The following is a 16,418-nucleotide window of genomic DNA, read 5'->3' on the forward strand; positions in this document are numbered from 1 at the left end:
CCCATTGGGACTGTCGTTCACCCCCGCAATCTGAGTTACTTGATATCTACCACTTCCACCTCAAAGCGCAGGGCCGTGTTGGGCCCGATGGTGGAAGCGCCCTGCACCCCGTAGGCCAGCGCCGAGGGCAGCAGCAGCTCGGCCTTGTCGCCTTTGTGCATCAGGGCAATGCCTTCTTCAAAGCCCGTAATCAGCTGGCCGCGCCCGAACGTGAAGCTCAGCGGGGTGTTGCCGTTGAGGGAGGAGGCGTCGAACACCGTGCCGGTCGCATCCATCAAGTGTCCGGTGTAGAGCACCGTAACCGTGTTGCCAATGGCCGGCCGCACCGCGTTGGCGTTGGTCGTAATGGGCAGAAAGTAGAGCCCGGAAGCCTGCTTCTGGGCAGTGGTGATGTTTTTGGTCGCAAGGTAGCTTGTAATCAGGTTGTCATCGTACGTCGGTACGTCCACTACTTCCACCTCGAAGCGCAGTACTGAGTTTGCCGGAATGCTGCCCCTTTCCGTCGAGCCATAGCCCCGTGCGGAAGGAATCAGGAACTCCGCCTTATCTCCAACGTGCATCAACGAAACACCCTCATCGAAGCCCGGGATAATTTGGCCAACCCCCTGCACGAAGGTCAACAGCGGGTTGCTGTGCTTGGAGGAAGCATCGAATACCGTGCCGGCCGCATCCAGCAAATGGCCGGTGTAGAGCACCGCTACCGACGAGCCGGAGGTGACTTTGGGGGCCGCCGTATTCGTTCTAATGGGCAGGAAGTACACGCCGGAAGGCTGTTTCTGAGCAGTGGTGATGTTGTTGGTGGCCAGGTATTGGGTGATAATTTCCTGGTCGATGCCGCTGTAGTCCTTCATCGCGGGGTCGTCTTTCTTGCACGCGGTGGTAAACAAGCCGGCCGAGGCCAGCAGGGTGATGAAGAAAAGGCGCGTTAGTACGGCGGAAAAATAAGGTTTCATAGGCTGATTTTTGGAGTAAAAATAACGCATTATGGCCGGCAGAACACGGGATAGTTTTCCGGCGTTCGTGTTTTTCAGCGCGGTAATGCGGCGGGCTGCCGCCGCCTCTGCCAGCAGATTGGGCCGATTTGGCGCTCAATGCCCAGTATCAGCCCTATTCCCAGCGTGTAGGCCAGCAGGTCGGCCCACTCAAAATGGCTGCCCAGCACGATGCGTGCCAGCCGCCAGTGCTGCCATCCCAGCCAGGCAAGCAGGCCGGCATATTGCAGTGATTCAATTAAATAGGATAGAAGCAGAACCCCCAGCGCCACTTTCTTCGGCGGGGCGGAAAGCAGACCCCGGGCCAGACAATAGAGAAAAATGGTGGCCAGAAAATCGCCGGCGTACGGCCAGATGATTTTATCGTGCGCAAACAGGGCGATAAGAATTTCCAGCAGGAATAATAAGCTGGCGACCAATAAATAGTGCTTTTGGATGCGAATCATGGGCTGAGTACATGGCTGGTGCGGTACCATTTGAGCGGGCTGCCAACGAAAAGCCAGCAGCCCGCCTGGTCGGATTGGCGCTTAGTGCATCGGGCAGCGGCGGGTGGGTTGGAATGCCGCCGCTGGTTCGGCCAGCACCACTGGCGCGGCATCCAGGGCCTGAATCCGGGCCCGATACGCCGCCGGCAGCATGGCATTCCGGGCCCACTGGCTTACCTGCCAGTGCCGCGTACGGCGGTAGAAAGCCACGGCCGGGGCTATGTAAAAGCCGGCGGGCAGCTGCAGAAGCTGGCGTACTCCGGCGGGTGCCACCAGGCCCTGCACCAGGCGCAGCAGGTGGTAGCGCGGGCCGCCCAGGTGCCGCCGGTATTGCACGTACAAGTCGGCGGTGTAGTGGCTGGCGGCTGTGTCGCGGGCCAGGTGCTGCTGGCGGGCCGCCCGCCATTCCGGGTAGGAGGTGGGCAAATCGGGCACGCCCATGCGCTGCCCCACGCGGCAGAACACGGTCACAATTTCCGCACGCTCGGCATCGGTCAGGGGCCGTTCCAGCACTTCAAACGCCCGCATGGAATAGCCGATGAGCATAAACAGCACGTCGCGGTAGGCCCAGGCCGGGATGGCCTGCCCGCGCCGCGCCTCCACGGCCGCGTGGATGGCGGCAATGCTGTCGATGGCCCGCTCGGCCCCGGCCCGGTCGGCAAACACGATGCGGCGGGCGTAGTCAACCGTCGAAAAGAGCCGCGCCAGCGGGTCGGCGGGCAGGCGGCCAGTGAAGTAGAGCCAGTCCACCGCCTTGTTGAGCGCAAACTCCGCCGCTGCCCCGGCAAAGATGAACAGCACCGTATCGGCCGTGCCCCAGATGCGGCGCACGATGGAATTGGGGGCTACGAAGTAATCCATAAGGTATTGCGGGCAGAGGCGAAATCAGAACACCAGGCGGCAGGCTGATAATTCGATTGCAAATGTATAAAGAACTTTGTGATTCAAAGTGGATGTTTGAAATTAGCATAGATAGGTAGGGTGCGGGGCTTGCCCCCGTCCGTCGTTGAATAACTCGCTCTCGAATCGTTCAACGACGGGCGGGGGCAAGCCCCGCACCCTACAATGCGCTTCTATTGCCGCTTAAAGGCTACTTGCTTAACAAATCGGGCACCGCTGCTCCGGCCGTCACCACTTTCGGCCGCTTGTAGAAATACAGTATCAGCAGGGGCAGGAGCGTCAGCTCAGCCACCACGCCGAAGAGCAGCGTCAGGCCAATCAATAATCCGACGTAAAACGTGCCGTCAAATTTCGAGAACAGCAGCGTGGAGAAGCCACCTACCAGAATCAGCGAGGTGGTGATAACGGCTTTGCCGGCCAGCAGATACGTGTAGCGAACGGCCTTGAAAATATCCGGCTCCTTGCCCAGCGTGAGCTTTAGCTTGCTGATAAAGTGAATGGTATCATCAACCGCGATGCCGAAGGCAATGGTGAAAATAATGCTGGTGCTCACCTTCATGTTCACGCCGGCCAGGCCCATCACGCCGGCCACAATGATGATGGGCAGCAGGTTGGGAATGAGCACCACCAGGGTCATGCGGAAGGACTTGAACAGCGCCAGCACGATGAGCGTTACCATGGCAATGTCGATGGCCATGCCCTGAATCATGTTGAGCGTCAGGTTCTCGTTGTTCTTGTCGATGAGGTTGGACGAGCCCGTGAGGCGGGTGCGCAGCACGGTGGTGTCGGTGCTGGTGCGCAGGTAGCGGCGCAGGGCGGCGTTCAGCTTATCGGCCCGTATGCTGCCCACGTCGGCCATGCGGCCGGTGAGGCGGCCGGCCGAGCCATCGGGCAGGGCCAGGGCGCTGAATTCGGGCTTTTTGCGGAACTGCCGGAGCTTACTGCGCAGGCTTTTCAGCTCCAGCGTATCGGTGGGGAGGCGGTATTCGGCCAGGCCGCCGCCGTGCAGGGCCTTGCGCACCGATTTCACCAGCGTGACGGGCGAGGCGGCGAAGCGCAGGCCGTAGGTATTCGCCAGATAACCCTCAATTTGTTCGGTTTCGCGTAGCACGGCCAAGTCGTAAATGTCACGGCCGGGGGCCGGTTTCAGCTCCAGCTCGAAGGGCCGCACGCCGGCAAACTGCCGGTCGAAAAAGGCGAAATCCTGCCGCACGGGGTCGCTCTTGGAAAGGTCGTCGAGCAGCGAGGAATTGATGTGTACCCGAGTGGCCAGCCCGATGGAAACGGCCAGCACCAGCCCGCTCACCGTAAAAATCAGCCGCCGCCGCACCAGCACCTGCCGAAACAGGCGGCCTAGCACGCCGTCCCAGCTGTGCCCCTGTCGGCGTGGCTCGCGCAATGCCGGTTTGCCCAGCAGCACAAGCATGGCCGGCAGCAGCGTGAAGCTCAGGATGAAGGCCAGAATAACAGCCACGCCCGTGAACAGACCGAAGTTGTGAATGGGCCGAATGGTGCTGGTCATCAGCGTGAAAAAGCCCAGGCTGGTGGTGAGCGCCGACAGCCCCGACCCGAACCCTGACTCCTTAATGGTGACGCGCAACGCGTCCTTTTTGCTGGCCCCGTAGCCCAGCTCGCTCACGTAGCGGCTGATAATGTGGATGGTATCGCTCATGCCCACCACGAAGAGCATGAGCGGGAGCAGGGCCGTCATCAAATCAATGCTGACCCCGAAGGCGGCCATGATGCCCAGGCCCCACAAAATGGCCCCCAGCACCACCACCAGCGGCAGCACCACGCCCCACCACGTCCGGAACGTGAGCCACAGCAGCCCCGTCACCAGCAGCACCGACAGCGACATAAACACCACCAGCTCCCACTTCAGCCGGTCCACAAACACGGACTGCGCCACGATGCGGCCCGCGAAATGCACCTGCTCGTCGGGGATGTGCAGGCGGGCCAGGCCGCTGCGCAGGGCCGTGAACAGCGAGTCGCCGGGTGGCTTTTCGAGGTCGGGCGTGAGCTGGAGCACCAGCGTAAGGGCGCGGGCATCGGGGCTGAACACGTTGCCGATGAGGCCGGGCGTGCGGTAAATCAGGGTGGAGTCCTGGGCGCGGCGGGCGGGGTCGGCGCGGTAGGTGTCGGGGTGCAGGTAGGGGAGGCTGAACACGCCAAGGCCCTCGACCACGGTGTTGGCCAGGGTAGTGGGGGAGGTGACGTGCCGCACGTCCTTTTGCCGGGCGGCCAGGCGGGTCAGGGAATCGACGCGGGCCAGAAAAGCGGGGTCGAACACGGTGCGGCCGGCGGGGGCTTCCACGCCCAGCAGCAGGTAGTCGTTGTCGTTGCCGAAGCGCTGGGTGTAGCCCTGGTAGTAATCCAGGTCGGGGTCGCCGGCGGGGTAGAAGTCGTTGAAATTATAGTTGAACCGCAGTTGAGCAACGAAGAACGCGCTCAGGGCCGTGAGCAGGCCCAATGCGAACAGGGTAATGTGGGCGTAGCGACGAAGGGACATAGAACGAACAAGGGCAGGCCGTAGCCCGCAAAAACGGAGCTGCAGCCGAGGCCGGAGAAAACCGGTTTCTCCGGAATCAGGCAGCGGTTGCAGCTACCTGCAACGCCCCGGTTTCCGCAATTGTTTCGGTGCGCCCGGCGCGATGGCCGGTATTTACCCCGGAGTATTACTTTTCAAATACCGGCTTATAATTTACAAACAGACTGCTTTGGTTCAGCAAATTCAGCCTGCGGCCGGCGCATCTTTGTGGTCCGTTTTATCTCTGATACTGTATTCTTATCGCTATGAAGAAAGGTTTATGGCTAGCGGCCGCCCTTTTTTGCTCCGTGCTCACCGCCCATGCCCAAAGCCCGGAGCTGACCAAAGCCGTCCTGAAAAGTAATGCTCCGGCGGCCGAAGCCCTGCTCAGCGCCGGGGCCAACCCCAACGCCGCCGTCCAAATCGTGCCCGGCTTCCCCACCACCTACCTCATCACGGCTGCCACCAACAACAGCCTCGACCTGGTCCGGCTCCTGCTTAGCCACAAGGCCCAGGTCAACCAGCCCGATGCCTTCAAAGGCACCGCCCTGATGGCCGCCGTAAGCAAGACCAACAAGGCCATGGTGGAGCTCCTGCTGGCCAGCGGGGCCGATGTGCGGGCCAAAGATGACGATGGCAAAGACGCCCTGGCCTTGGCCAAAGAAGGTGGCAACAAGGAAATTATCGCGCTGCTGGAGCAGAAGCTGAAATAACCCGTTCCGTTCTGCAAAGAAGTGGGACTGTCGTGTATCTTAGAGGCTGCTAACCGCTTGGTTTTCTTTATTCCCCTCACCCCACCCCTTTACTCATGAAAAATACCCTGCTCGCCCTCGCCCTGTTCGCTTTCGCCGGTACCACTGCTTTCGCCCACGACGGCCACGACAAGCCCGGCCAGAAAGGCAAGAAGGAGTGCACCGCCAGCATGAAGGCTTCGTGCACCAAAGACATGAAAGGTGGCATGGCCGGTGGCTCGTGCTGCATGAAAGGCGGCAAAACCGCCAGCGTGAAGCCCGCCGCCAAGCCGGAGGCTGCCGTTAAGCTCTAATTACGGCCGGCTTCGGCCGCTGCTCGAGAAACAAAAAGCCGCTTCTGAATCAGGAGCGGCTTTTTGTTAGCCAAAAATCCATAAGTTTACCCTGTTTTCTACCAACCCCAAAACTTATGGAGCTTATTGACCAACTTACTAATCTGGCTTCGCGTGCCCAGAAGCAAATTGCGCATATTCAGACCGAAGAAGCCACAAAAACGGCATTGGTGATGCCGTTTATCAATGCGCTTGGCTATAACGTGTTTGACCCCACGGAAGTAGTCCCTGAGTTCATTTGTGATATTGGTACGAAGAAGGGCGAAAAGATTGATTATGCCATTATGCGCGATGGCAAGCCAATCATTCTAATTGAGTGCAAACACGTTGGCAGTGACCTCAATATCAACCATGCCAGCCAGCTGTTTCGGTATTTTCACGTAACCGAAGCACGAATTGCCATCCTCACCAATGGCCTTGTTTATCGGTTATTCACCGATTTAGAACAGGCCAACAAAATGGACGAAAGGCCTTTCCTGGAGTTTGACCTCACCAGCTTCAATGAAAACGATGTTGCTGAAATCAAAAAGCTCAGCAAGGCCTCATTCAACATTGAGGACATACTTTTTGCCGCATATAATCTCAAATACATGCGGGCTTTCAAAAAATATTTCGATGAGCAGTTTACTCAGCCATCGGCCGACTTTATAAACTTTGTGTCGAAGCAAGTGTATGAAGGAGTGCTAACTCCGAAACTCAAAGAGCAATTCAGCATCTTGGTGCACCGTTCGTTTCATCAGTTTCTGAATGATAAAATAGCCATGCGGTTGCGGTCAGCAATGATTGATATCAGCGGACAAAGTTTGTTGGTGAACGACGTGCCGGCAGCGCCGCTACCAGAACCGCCAGTTGGTGCTGATACCGACAGCAAGGAAAAGGACATTGAGACAACCGTTGAGGAAACGGAAGGATTTATGATTGTGCGCGCCATTCTGCGCAAGACTGTTCCGGTGAATCGGGTAGTGATGCGGGACGTGCAATCATATTGTGGCATTTTGTTGGACGATAATAACCGCAAGCCAATTTGTCGTTTGCACTTCAACAGCAGCAAGAAATACGTGACGTTGTTTGATATTGAAGGGGGTGAGCGAGTTGATATTATTTCACTGGATGACCTATACGGCATGGCTTCCCGCATCCGGGCTGCTGTGCAAAAGCACGAAACAAAAGTGACTGTTTAGCTAGTCATTACCATTTTCAAAAATAGAGAAGGCTGCCCGCTTAGGCAGCCTTCTCTATTTTTGAGGGTCCAGTTACGTCACACCCCATGCGCCAATACCAAGCCCTCCTCCGCCAAATCCTCGACACTGGCACCGTGAAAACCGACCGGACGGGCACCGGCACGGTATCCATTTTCGGCCCCCAAATGCGGTTCAATCTGGCCGAGGGCTTCCCGCTGGTGACCACCAAAAAGGTGCATTTGAAGAGCATCATCCACGAATTGCTGTGGTTTTTGCAGGGCGATACCAACATTGCCTACCTCAAGGAGCACGGCGTGAAAATCTGGGATGAGTGGGCCGACGCCAACGGCGACCTCGGCCCCGTATACGGCCACCAGTGGCGCTCCTGGCCCGATGGCCACGGCGGCCACATCGACCAGATTTCGCAGATTATCCAGCAGCTCAGGACGCAGCCCGACTCGCGCCGCATCCTCGTTTCGGCCTGGAATGTGGCCGAGCTGCCCGAAATGAAATTGCAGCCCTGCCACGCCCTGTTTCAGTTCTACGTGGCCGATGGCAAGCTCTCGTGCCAGCTCTACCAGCGCTCGGCCGACGTGTTTTTGGGCGTACCGTTCAACATTGCCAGCTATGCGCTGCTCACCCTCATGGTAGCCCAGGTAGTGGGCCTGCAACCCGGCGAGTTCATCTGGACCGGCGGCGACACCCACCTCTACAGCAACCACCTGGAGCAGGCCCGCCTACAGTTGGAGCGCGAGCCCAAACCGCTGCCCCGGATGCTGATAAACCCCGAGGTAACGGATATTTTTGGATTCCAATATGAGGACTTCAAGCTGGAGAATTATGAGCCCTGGCCGGCGATAAAAGCGCCGGTAGCCGTATAGGCGGCATGAGAAGCCTCGCGCTAAGTTTGGCATTGCTGGGAAGCGCGCTGTTGGCGGCCGGCACGGCGCATGCCCAATACGCCGCGCCGGGCTTCCCCATGCTGCCGCAGGGCCGCCTGCCGGTAGCCAAAGTCGCCGCGAAGCTGCAGTCGCCCATTCTGCCGCGCTTCTGGCACGAGGCCGACCCCGCCAAGCTGGTGGCAGGCCGCACCGAGTTTTTTGCCTTCGTATCGGAACACGCCAAATTTCCGGATGGGGCTAAGCCCACCGCCGCGCAGCCGAAGGCCCCGCTGCCCACCGGCCGCCTGTTGGTGCGGGTGCTGGTGCGGCCCGATGGCTCGGTGCGCCAGCCGCCGCGCGTGATGCGCCGCGAGTTGGCCCTGCCCGAAAGCGCCTATCTGCCCAGCGCCATTCAGGCCCTTGATGCTGAGGCGCAACGCGTGCTGGGGGCCCTGCGCTTCGTGCGCTCCAAGTCGGTGCAGGATTCGCTGGTGGTGCCCATGCGCTTTATTGAGCAATAACGCTTTGCAAAGGGCGTTGCTGGTCGTGTTGATTTCATTCGCAACAATATGGAAATAAGCCTACTAATCCCGGGACTATGTTTGGCTGCGACGGCCGGCTGCTTGGCGCAGGGTAGTGGCGAAGTTTATGCTGCGCCGGGAATGCGGGTGCATTTGCAACGGAGCCTGCCTGCCGCGCCCGCCAGAAGCCATATTGTACCGACAAAAACAGGAATGCCGATTCCGCTGACTTCACCCATACTAGCTCGTTTTTGGCACGAAGCAGATTCGGGAGCCCGGCAGGCAGGATATGCTCAGTTTATTCGTACGATTCAGCATCTGACCAAGTACCCGGTTCCGGCGCTACGTGCTCAAACGGAAGGGCGCATTTTTGTCAGGGCCATCATTTCGGCCGATGGAATACCGGCAAAAATTGAGGTCGTTAAGCGAAATATGACTGCCGGAGCTTCTGAAGAATCATTGAGTTTGTTGGATGCGGAATCAATACGAGTGATTAAGTCGATGAAATTTGAACCTAAAGCCAACGGGGCCGACACGGTTACTGTGCCAATGGGATACTTTGTTCAGTAGCCTGACCCAAATTCATCAAAATGGTAATCAGTCCATTGTGAATAGGTTTGTAGGCTGTGCCAGCTACTGAATGTACTATTCGCATCGCCGCGACATTAGCCGTAAAAACAGCTTCTGCCGCCAGCAATTCTTTTTGCAGAAATAGTCCTTCCCGGCACGCCATGCCCGCCGTCCGTGCCGCCCGCAACACCTGCGCCCGACGCACGCCCGCCACGCAGCCCGTTTCGAGCGAAGGCGTAAACAGCACCCCATCTTTCAGCCAAAAAATAGCCGCCGCGCCCGCCTCCGCCACATGCCCGGCCGCATCGCAAAGAATGATTTCATCGAGCCCGCGCTGCTGCCGTTCATGAGCGGCTCGCACGTAGAGCCACGACTGCGGGCCTTTACAAAAGCTAAGCGGCGAATGAATGGAGTGGTTTTCGACGGCAAAATCAGCATTCGCGATGGCTGTGTCGTCAGGCAAGAAAGCTTCGGCGGTGGCCAGCCATTCGGCGGCGTCGGTGGTGGGGGTGTAGCGGCCGCCGCCGGTGCGCCAGAGCTGCAGGCGCAGGCGGGCGGCGGGTAGCTGGTTGGCGGTAACGAGGCGGGTCAGGGTCGCTTCCAATGCTTCGGGGGTGGCCAGGGCAGCGGGCAGCGTGAGGTACAGGGCGGCGGCGGCCTGCTGCATGCGGGTGTGGTGGTCGGCAGCGAGGCGCAGGCGGCCGTCGGTGAAAACGAGGGTTTCGAAGAAGCCATCGCCAAAGGCCAGGCCGCGGTTAGGCAGGGCCACCCCAAACCCTTCTGCTTCAATCAATAAATTATTAAACAGCAATTTGCTCATGCGTGCGCTATCGAATACAAAATCCGTGAAATCCGTTTAAATCCGAGCCAATCCGTGGTCTAGACCAAGCCAAACTTCTTCCCCGGCAGCGCCCGCACCACGCCCCGAAACTCCAGCGTAAGCAGTAGCGAAGCGACGGCGTAGATGGCCACCTGGGCTTTCCAGGCCAGCTCGTCCATGTGCAGCTCGCGGCCGGGCGCGGTGTTCAGCACAGTTATGAGGCTGAACTCGTCGGCCGTGAAATCATCGGCCGAGTAGGAGGGTGCCGGCTTGAACTTGCCCGACTGGTGCAGAGCCGCGTCCCAGTTCAGGAGCTGCTCCAGGTCGCGGGGCTCGGCGTAGAGGGCGGCTTTGTTGTCGCGAATCAGGGCGTTGCAGCCGGCCGAAACGGCCGAGCCCAGGTTGCCGGGCACGGCCAGCACGTCGCGGTCGTAGCTCAGGGCTAGCTCGGCGGTGATGAGGGCACCGCCCTTGATGGCGGCTTCTACCACTACAGTGCCGTCGCTCAGGCCCGCAATGATGCGGTTGCGAGCCGGGAAGTTGTAGCGGTCGGGCGGCGTGCCAAAGGGGAATTCGGTGAGCAGGCCGCCTTGCTCACGCATTTTCTCGGCCGTTTTGCGGTGTGCGGCGGGGTAAATGATATCGAGGCCGGTGGCCATCACGCCCACGGTTTCGAGGCCTTCCTGCAGGGCAGCGCGGTGCGCTATAATGTCGATGCCGTAAGCCAGGCCGCTCACCACCAGCGGCTGGTGCGGCAGCAAGCCGGTGATGATGCGCTCGGTTTGCTCGCGGCCGTAGTCGGTGGCCTGGCGGGTGCCCACGAGGGCCACGATTTTGGGCGCGTTCAAATCGGCCGTGCCCTGGTAGTAGAGAATAACCGGCGCATCCGAAATCAGCTTCAGGCGGCTGGGGAAGCGCTTGCTGGTGTAAAACAGGATTTCGACGCCTTCCTTTTCGGCCTTTTTTAGGTCGGCTTCCGCCTTGCGGAAGGCTTTTTCCCGTTCCGGACCGGTGAGGTTTTTTACGGTGACCTCGCCCACGCCGGGAATGCGGCGCAGCTTGCCGGGCGGCATCATCAGCACGCTTTTGGCCGAGCCGCCGTAGCTCATCAGCTGGCGGGTGAGCTGCGGGCCGACGCCGGGGAGCAGCGTGAGGGCAAGTTCGTGGAAGAGGAGGTCGTTCATTGGGTCACCTCACCCCCCGGCCCCCTCTCCTTTGGGAGAGGGGGAGCCTGACGACATCCTTGCGGGTTGGGTGAGTGTTTTAGTAAGTGGGTAGAAATTTGTTTCAGGACGTAATCGGGGTGTTGGAGAACTTCTTGGTTGGTGAAGCGCATGATGTGGAAGCCTAATTCGTGCAAATCGTACGTGCGGCCCCCATCATATTCGGCTTGCTCAACCTCAAAATGATACTCGCCATCCACTTCGATAATTAGCCAGGCAGGCAGACAAATAAAATCGACAATGTATCGCTCAATGGCATGCTGCCGCCGAAAGCGCGGCCCCAACTTATTGCCCCGTACTAATTGCCAAAGCACATTCTCCGCCTCCGTAGCCTTCTGCCGATTCGCCCGCGAATAGTCCTTGAGCGAATTCCGCCAAGTTTCCGCATCCGTCATAAAAGCATGAAAATAGGCCGGCTTCTCGTTGCCTCCGCTATCCATAATTCCTGAGCAAAAAGAAAAGAAAAAAACAAGAAGTCGTCAGGCTCCCCCTCTCCCAAAGGAGAGGGGGCCGGGGGGTGAGGTGGGCCTACTCCGGCCGCGCCACATCCAACTCCTTCTTGAGCGATACCAGAAACGCCCGCACCTTCTCCAGACTCTGCACCACGTCAATCTTCTCCTTGAGCTGCGGGCCCTTCTGCTTGAGCATGTCGCGCGCGCCGGGAATAGTATAGCCGCGCTCCTTCACCAGGTGGTAAATGGTGCGGAAAATCTCGATATCCTGCGGCGTATATAAACGGTTGCCTTTCTTACTGCGGCGGGGCCGTAATTCTTCAAATTCGGTTTCCCAGAAGCGCACCAGCGACTCGGCCACCTTGAACTGGGCGGCTACTTCGCCGATGGTGAAGTACTGTTTCTCAATGCTGCGCTCTTTATAGGGCATATGGCTACCTTTGCAATTACTCCGAAAAGTACCTAAAAAAACCGCATCGGCCGCAATTTCGGTCGTTATGCCTCCTCGCTTATGTCACTTCCCACCGCTTCCGCTGTCCGCCAGCAGTTCCTCGATTTCTTCGCCAGCAAAGGCCACCACATCGTACCCTCGGCCCCGATTGTGGTGAAGGACGACCCCACGCTGCTGTTCATCAACTCGGGCATGGCCCCGTTCAAGGACTATTTCCTGGGCAACAAGCCCGCGCCCTACAAGCGCATTGCCGATACCCAGAAGTGCCTGCGCGTGAGCGGTAAGCACAACGATTTGGAGGAAGTAGGCTACGATACCTACCACCACACCATGTTCGAGATGCTGGGCAACTGGTCGTTCGGCGACTACTTCAAAACCGAGGCCATTGCCTGGGCCTGGGAGCTGCTCACCGACGTGTTCAAGCTGGAAAAAGACCGTCTCTACGTCACGTATTTTGAAGGCGACAAAGCCGACGGCACCGGCCCCGACACCGAAACCCAGAACCTCTGGCGCCAATACACCACCGACGACCGCATTCTGCCCGGCAACAAGAAGGACAACTTCTGGGAGATGGGCGATACCGGCCCCTGCGGCCCGTGCACCGAAATCCACATCGACCTGCGCTCCGACGAGGAGCGCGCCGCCACCCCCGGCCGCGACCTCGTGAACGCCGACCACCCGCAGGTGGTGGAAATCTGGAACAACGTGTTCATGGAATTCCAGCGCCTGGCCGATAAATCCCTAATCAAGCTGCCCGAGCAGAGCGTGGACACCGGCATGGGCTTCGAGCGCCTGATGATGGCCGTGTCGGGCGTGAAGTCGAACTACGACACCGATGTTTTTCAGCCGCTCATCCAGTTCATTGCCAAGGAAGTAGGGGTGGAGTACCACGGCACTGCCCCGGCTAAGGTAACCGACCAGCCCACCACCGAAAACGAGAAAACGGACATCGCTATCCGCGTGATTGCCGACCACATTCGCACCATCGCCTTCACCATTGCCGACGGCCAGCTGCCGAGCAACGTGAAGGCCGGCTACGTAATTCGCCGCATCCTGCGCCGGGCCGTGCGCTATTCCTTCTCGTCGCTGAATCAGAAGCAGCCCTTCCTGTTCAAGCTGGTGCCCGTGCTGGCCGACCAGATGCGCAATATTTTCCCCGAGCTGAAAGCCCAGACGGCTTTCGTGCAGCGCGTGATTGAGGAGGAGGAAATTGCCTTCCTGAAAACGCTGGAAACCGGTCTGCGCCGGCTCGATGCGCTGGAGGAAGCCGCCCGCGCCAACGGTGGCATTATCGACGGCAAAACTGCCTTTGAGCTGTCCGATACCTTCGGCTTCCCGCTCGACCTCACCGCCCTCATCGCCCGCGAAAAGGGCCTGACCGTGGACGAGGAAGGCTTCCAGAAGGAGCTGGCGCAGCAGAAAAACCGCAGCCGCAATGCCCAGGAAACCGAGCAGAGCGACTGGGTAACGGTGGCCGACTCGGAGGAGCAGCCTGCCTTTGTGGGCTACGATTTGGATGAGGCCCCGGCCCGCATCCTGCGCTACCGCAAAACCACCGCCAAGGGCAAAACCGAGTACCAACTGGTGCTCGACCAAACGGCTTTCTACGCCGAAAGCGGCGGACAAATTGGCGACACCGGCTACCTGGAATCGCCGCTTAGCAAGGTGCGCGTGATTGATACGAAGAAGGAAAATGACCTCATCGTGCACACCGTGCTGGAGCTGCCGCAGGACCTGACGGCCGATTTCCTGACCATCCCCGACGCTGCCCGTCGCACCCAGATTCGCCAGAACCACTCGGCCACGCACTTGCTGCAGGCCGCCCTGCGCGAGGTGCTGGGCAGCCACGTACAGCAAAAAGGCTCGCTGGTGAACGAGAAGCTGCTGCGCTTTGACTTCTCGCACTTCACGAAAGTGACCGAGGCCCAGCTGCGCGAAATTGAGCAGCTGGTGAACGGCCGCATCCGCCAGCAAATTCCGCTGGTGGAGCGCCGCAACGTGCCCATTGCCGAGGCGAAAGACTTGGGCGCCATGGCCCTGTTCGGCGAGAAGTACGGCGAGTTCGTGCGCGTCATCACCTTCGACCGCAACTTCTCGGTGGAGCTCTGCGGGGGCCTGCACGTACCCAACACGGGCACCATCGGCTACCTCAAAATCACGGCCGAAAGCGCCGTGGGCGCGGGCGTGCGCCGCATTGAGGCCGTGACCGGCCTCGGCGCCGAAGCCTACGTCGACCAGCAGCTCGACCTGCTCAACCAGGTGCGCGAAACCCTCGGCAACCCCCAGCACCTGCTCACCAGTCTGGAGAAGCAGAACGAGGAAATTGCCACCCTGCGCAAGCAAATTGAGCAGTTTGCCCAGCAAAGCATCAATCAGCAAAAGGACCAGCTGGTGGGCCAGGTGAAAGAGCTGAACGGCGTGAATTTCCTGGCCGCGCAAGTGCAGGCCGGCTCGGCCGAATCCCTCAAAACCCTGGCTTTCAACCTGCGTCAGGCCGTGCCAAACCTCGTGGCCATCCTCGGCGCTGAAATCGACGGCAAGCCCCAGCTGGCCGTGATGCTGGCCGATGAAATTGCCCAGGCCGGCAAGCTCAACGCCACCACGCTGGTGCGCGAGTTGGCCAAGGAAATCCAGGGCGGCGGCGGCGGGCAGCCCTTCTTCGCCACGGCCGGTGGCAAGAACGTAGCCGGGCTGGGCGCGGCTATTGCGAAGGCGGAAGGACTGATTTCTGCCGCTTGATACCGTTTCAGTGCGGTCGGCATGCGGCGGATTTTTTTTGAGGCACTGAAACAATGAACCAAGCCAGCGCCGCCTAACTTTACCAACGTATGGAAATCATCGTCAACGTCCCCGCCGAGCGCTTGGAATTTGCGCTGGAAGTGCTGCGCAACCTCGCGTTCGTAGAAAGCGCCCGGCCCAAGCGGGCAGCCAAAGTCAAATCTGTCGAGATGGACACGACGGACTACCTGCTCAGTAATCCCGCCAATGCTACCAATTTGCGCGAGTCCATCGCGCAATTGCGGCGTGGACAAACAGTGCCGTTTGAGTTGCCGGCGGAATGAGAAATATCGTTTTTACTCCCAATGCCTTTGAGCACTACCAATACTGGCAGGAGTCTGACCGTAAAACCGTACGCAAAATAAATCAGCTGTTGCGCGAATGCCAGCGTACGCCGTTTGAGGGCACTGGCAAACCGGAGCCACTGAAAGGGGAATTCAGTGGCTTCTGGTCGCGGCGCATCACGCAGGAGCACCGTCTGGTGTATGAAGTTGATGCAAATAATATCTTCGTGATTTCCTGCCGCTACCACTACGAAAAGTAACGGCAGCCATTACATTTGAGCCTCAAATTTTTAGCCTCCATGTCCACCTTCGCCCTCATTCTGCTCGGGCTCATCGGCCTCACGCTGTTTCTCTGCTACGTCATTGTGCCGCAGGGCACGGTAGCGGTGGTCACGGTATTCGGCAAGTACCGGCGCATTATGTCGCCGGGGCTGAATTTCAAGCTGCCGTTTATTGAGGCGGTGTACAAGCGGATTTCCATCCAGAACCGCTCGCTGGAGTTGAATTTCCAGGCCATTACCATCGACCAGGCCAACGTCAACTTCAAGGCCATGCTCGTGTACGCGGCCTTCGACCAGAGTGAGGAAGCCATCAAGAACGTGGCCTTCAAGTTTGTGGACGAGCAAAGCCTGATGCAGGCGCTGGTACGCACCGTGGAGGGCAGCATCCGGGCCTTTGTGGCCACGCAGCGCCAGGCGGCCGTGCTCAGCCTGCGCGGCGAAATCGTGCTCCATGTGAAGGACCAACTCGATGCCACGCTCGAAAGCTGGGGCTACCACCTCATTGATTTGCAGCTCAACGACATTGCCTTCGACGAGGAAATCATGCGCTCGATGGCCAAAGTAGTGGCCAGCAACAACCTGAAAGCCGCCGCCGAAAATGAAGGCCAGGCCCTGCTCATCACCAAAACCAAAGCCGCCGAGGCCGAGGGCAACGCCATTAAAATTGCCGCCGAAGCCGAGAAAATCGCGGCCCAGCTGCGCGGCCAGGGCGTGGCCCTGTTCCGCGAGGAAGTAACCAAGGGCTTGGCCCATGCCGTGGAGGAAATGACCAAGAACAACCTTGACCCAGCCATGGTCTATTTCTCGATGTGGACCGAAGCCATCAAACACTTTGCCGAACAGGGCCAAGGCAACGTCATTTTCCTCGACGGCTCGAACGAAGGCATGAATAAAAGCCTGCAGCAGATGATGGCCATGCAGCAGCTGCAGCGGCCGCTGAAGTAAGCGGCTGCTACAGCCCTAAACCTGCCCGTTTTCTTCCGCTATA

The 16,418-nt window shown here is 59.1% G+C and carries 18 protein-coding genes; 10 read left to right on the plus strand and 8 right to left on the minus strand.

Translation table 11 applies throughout. The features are described 5' to 3' along the window. Window positions 1–35 precede the first annotated feature (35 nt). The 4 genes from HBN54_RS08860 to HBN54_RS08875 form a co-directional block, all read right to left on the minus strand. Complete coding sequence (locus tag HBN54_RS08860; protein WP_168672841.1) at window positions 36–953, minus strand: FKBP-type peptidyl-prolyl cis-trans isomerase; 918 nt, start codon at window positions 951–953, stop codon at window positions 36–38. Between the two features lie 74 nt (window positions 954–1,027). Continuing rightward, a complete protein-coding gene (locus tag HBN54_RS08865; RefSeq protein ID WP_210427990.1) occupies window positions 1,028–1,438 on the minus strand; it encodes a ribosomal maturation YjgA family protein in 411 nt (136 codons plus the stop codon). 81 nt (window positions 1,439–1,519) lie between these two features. Next, the gene (locus HBN54_RS08870) at window positions 1,520–2,338 is read right to left on the minus strand and encodes an oxygenase MpaB family protein (protein WP_168672842.1); all 819 of its coding nucleotides are present in this window, start codon (window positions 2,336–2,338) and stop codon (window positions 1,520–1,522) included. 229 nt (window positions 2,339–2,567) lie between these two features. Continuing rightward, window positions 2,568–4,886, minus strand: a complete 2,319-nt coding sequence (locus tag HBN54_RS08875) for an efflux RND transporter permease subunit (protein ID WP_168672843.1) — start codon at window positions 4,884–4,886, stop codon at window positions 2,568–2,570. A gap of 284 nt (window positions 4,887–5,170) precedes the next feature. On the opposite strand from HBN54_RS08875, the gene HBN54_RS08880 reads away from it, so the two are divergent. From HBN54_RS08880 to HBN54_RS08905, 6 genes are all read left to right on the plus strand, one after another. Next, the gene (locus HBN54_RS08880) at window positions 5,171–5,617 is read left to right on the plus strand and encodes an ankyrin repeat domain-containing protein (protein ID WP_168672844.1); all 447 of its coding nucleotides are present in this window, start codon (window positions 5,171–5,173) and stop codon (window positions 5,615–5,617) included. A gap of 95 nt (window positions 5,618–5,712) precedes the next feature. Continuing rightward, window positions 5,713–5,949, plus strand: a complete 237-nt coding sequence (locus HBN54_RS08885) for a hypothetical protein (RefSeq protein ID WP_168672845.1) — start codon at window positions 5,713–5,715, stop codon at window positions 5,947–5,949. A gap of 116 nt (window positions 5,950–6,065) precedes the next feature. Further along, the gene (locus HBN54_RS08890; protein WP_168672846.1) at window positions 6,066–7,169 is read left to right on the plus strand and encodes a type I restriction endonuclease; all 1,104 of its coding nucleotides are present in this window, start codon (window positions 6,066–6,068) and stop codon (window positions 7,167–7,169) included. An 86-nt stretch (window positions 7,170–7,255) separates the two neighbouring features. Further along, window positions 7,256–8,050, plus strand: a complete 795-nt coding sequence (locus tag HBN54_RS08895; RefSeq protein ID WP_168672847.1) for a thymidylate synthase — start codon at window positions 7,256–7,258, stop codon at window positions 8,048–8,050. 5 nt (window positions 8,051–8,055) lie between these two features. After that, a complete protein-coding gene (locus tag HBN54_RS08900; protein WP_210427991.1) occupies window positions 8,056–8,571 on the plus strand; it encodes a hypothetical protein in 516 nt (171 codons plus the stop codon). Window positions 8,572–8,652: 81 nt separating this feature from the next. Next, entirely contained in the window at window positions 8,653–9,141 is a 489-nt protein-coding gene (locus HBN54_RS08905; RefSeq protein ID WP_168672849.1) for an energy transducer TonB, read from the plus strand. Here HBN54_RS08905 and HBN54_RS08910 read toward each other — a convergent pair. From HBN54_RS08910 to HBN54_RS08925, 4 genes are all read right to left on the minus strand, one after another. Next, window positions 9,110–9,961, minus strand: a complete 852-nt coding sequence (locus HBN54_RS08910) for an aminotransferase class IV (protein ID WP_168672850.1) — start codon at window positions 9,959–9,961, stop codon at window positions 9,110–9,112. The two genes, HBN54_RS08905 and HBN54_RS08910, sit on opposite strands and share 32 nt — an antisense overlap. Before the next feature lie 59 nt (window positions 9,962–10,020). Continuing rightward, window positions 10,021–11,145, minus strand: a complete 1,125-nt coding sequence (gene dprA, locus HBN54_RS08915) for a DNA-processing protein DprA (RefSeq protein ID WP_168672851.1) — start codon at window positions 11,143–11,145, stop codon at window positions 10,021–10,023. Continuing rightward, a complete protein-coding gene (locus HBN54_RS08920; protein ID WP_168672852.1) occupies window positions 11,142–11,624 on the minus strand; it encodes an endonuclease domain-containing protein in 483 nt (160 codons plus the stop codon). The genes dprA and HBN54_RS08920 overlap by 4 nt, the downstream gene beginning before the upstream one ends. Before the next feature lie 88 nt (window positions 11,625–11,712). After that, window positions 11,713–12,066: a MerR family transcriptional regulator gene (locus tag HBN54_RS08925; protein WP_168672853.1), complete on the minus strand. Its 354-nt coding sequence runs from the start codon at window positions 12,064–12,066 to the stop codon at window positions 11,713–11,715. An 81-nt stretch (window positions 12,067–12,147) separates the two neighbouring features. On the opposite strand from HBN54_RS08925, the gene alaS reads away from it, so the two are divergent. From alaS to HBN54_RS08945, 4 genes are all read left to right on the plus strand, one after another. Further along, a complete protein-coding gene (gene alaS / locus HBN54_RS08930; protein ID WP_168672854.1) occupies window positions 12,148–14,826 on the plus strand; it encodes an alanine--tRNA ligase in 2,679 nt (892 codons plus the stop codon). 89 nt (window positions 14,827–14,915) lie between these two features. Next, entirely contained in the window at window positions 14,916–15,149 is a 234-nt protein-coding gene (locus HBN54_RS08935) for a type II toxin-antitoxin system Phd/YefM family antitoxin (protein WP_168672855.1), read from the plus strand. Next, on the plus strand, window positions 15,146–15,409 hold the full coding sequence (locus HBN54_RS08940) for a Txe/YoeB family addiction module toxin (RefSeq protein WP_168672856.1): 264 nt from the start codon (window positions 15,146–15,148) through the stop codon (window positions 15,407–15,409). The genes HBN54_RS08935 and HBN54_RS08940 overlap by 4 nt, the downstream gene beginning before the upstream one ends. 39 nt (window positions 15,410–15,448) lie before the next feature. Continuing rightward, window positions 15,449–16,375: an SPFH domain-containing protein gene (locus HBN54_RS08945; RefSeq protein ID WP_168672857.1), complete on the plus strand. Its 927-nt coding sequence runs from the start codon at window positions 15,449–15,451 to the stop codon at window positions 16,373–16,375. The last annotated feature ends 43 nt before the right edge of the window (window positions 16,376–16,418 follow it).

It is taken from the genome of Hymenobacter artigasi, assembly GCF_012275535.1.
Taxonomy (GTDB): Bacteria; Bacteroidota; Bacteroidia; order Cytophagales; family Hymenobacteraceae; genus Hymenobacter; species Hymenobacter artigasi.